Source organism: Endozoicomonas sp. ONNA2 (assembly GCF_024606365.1).
Classification (GTDB): Bacteria; Pseudomonadota; Gammaproteobacteria; order Pseudomonadales; family Endozoicomonadaceae; genus Endozoicomonas.
Genome location: NZ_JAHHPO010000657.1, coordinates 1 through 1,086 on the forward strand (window position 1 = coordinate 1; position 1,086 = coordinate 1,086).

At 49.2% G+C, this 1,086-nt stretch carries 2 protein-coding genes; both read right to left on the minus strand.

What is annotated here, in order from left to right; all coding sequences use genetic code 11:
- Window positions 1-257: F-box protein (locus KDK14_RS11540; RefSeq protein ID WP_257265270.1), on the minus strand; the 257-nt coding region annotated here is incomplete at its 3' end.
- 159 nt (window positions 258-416) lie between these two features.
- Window positions 417-1,086: hypothetical protein (locus KDK14_RS11545; RefSeq protein ID WP_257265271.1), on the minus strand; the 670-nt coding region annotated here is incomplete at its 5' end.

Below are 1,086 nucleotides of genomic sequence, written 5' to 3' on the forward strand. Positions count from 1 at the left end.
TCTTTAACCACTTCCCGAAATGCCAGACAGGTTGCATTTACCTGGCGGATATCATCGAATTCCAGGTAGTCAAATATTATGACTAACAGTTCGGGAGGGAGTTCGGTAATACTTCTTTGCCGCAGCGGTTGTATTTGCGGGCTGGCCTTTGAGACAGTCGACGGAGAGTTTGAAGGTGTCGTTTTGCCAGGCTGATTTACAGGCCAATTCGGCATCATCGAAAAGCCGACGGCTGTTGCAGAGAGAGGGTCGCTCACTGACTTGTCCCATTTTTAACGAGTGTTTACCGGCATTATCATTTGATTCATTGCTTTGACAGACAGGTCAAAGGCCAGGAAGTTCTCGGGCCAGTGTGCATCCCAGTGCAAAGCGAGTTCGATCATCAGGTTGTCAATACGTCAAAATAAGTTTTGCCTTCAATCTGGCGTGCCAGTTATTTCCCAAACTGTCAGCGTGATATTTGTGTCATTATCGGTGCGGCTCAAGATCACCACTTCATGCTCTGATAGTGGATTGAAGTATGCTTTCAAGAGACCGTGTTGCTTGATAACCCCTTTGAGTGACCACTGCTTTTGATTACTGCGCCCCAGGATGCTTGACATCCAGGGGTTGCAGGTCAGCACATGCAGGCCAGACAGACTAAAGCAGGGTGTGATGGCTGGGGTGCAGTGATCGGTGAAGGTTTGAATTGACCATTCGCCTGCCTGGTTCTTCCCCCAGAGATAGACTGCAACTGTGCTGGCGTTGACCAGCAAGTGACTGGTATGCGAACTGACCAGTATGTGGCTATCAGACGGACTGAACTGCACCTTGCCTACAAAGGATTTATGTTGAAGCACTTTTACTGAGTTAAGCCTGGCTCTTGATGCAGCATCAAAATGCGGGGTGGGAAAAGGGTTCAGCGACCAGTCGGACAATTTTTCCGGTCTGGGCCATAGCAGCAAGTCACGGCCACCAACGGTGTATTTACTGAAGAAGTATTTACCGGCAGAGCTGAATTCAAGATAATGGAGGTGAGGGAAAATGATAGCCTCTTGCCATTTCCCCGATGGTTCCGGGCTGAAAATTGAGACCCGTCCGGGACTG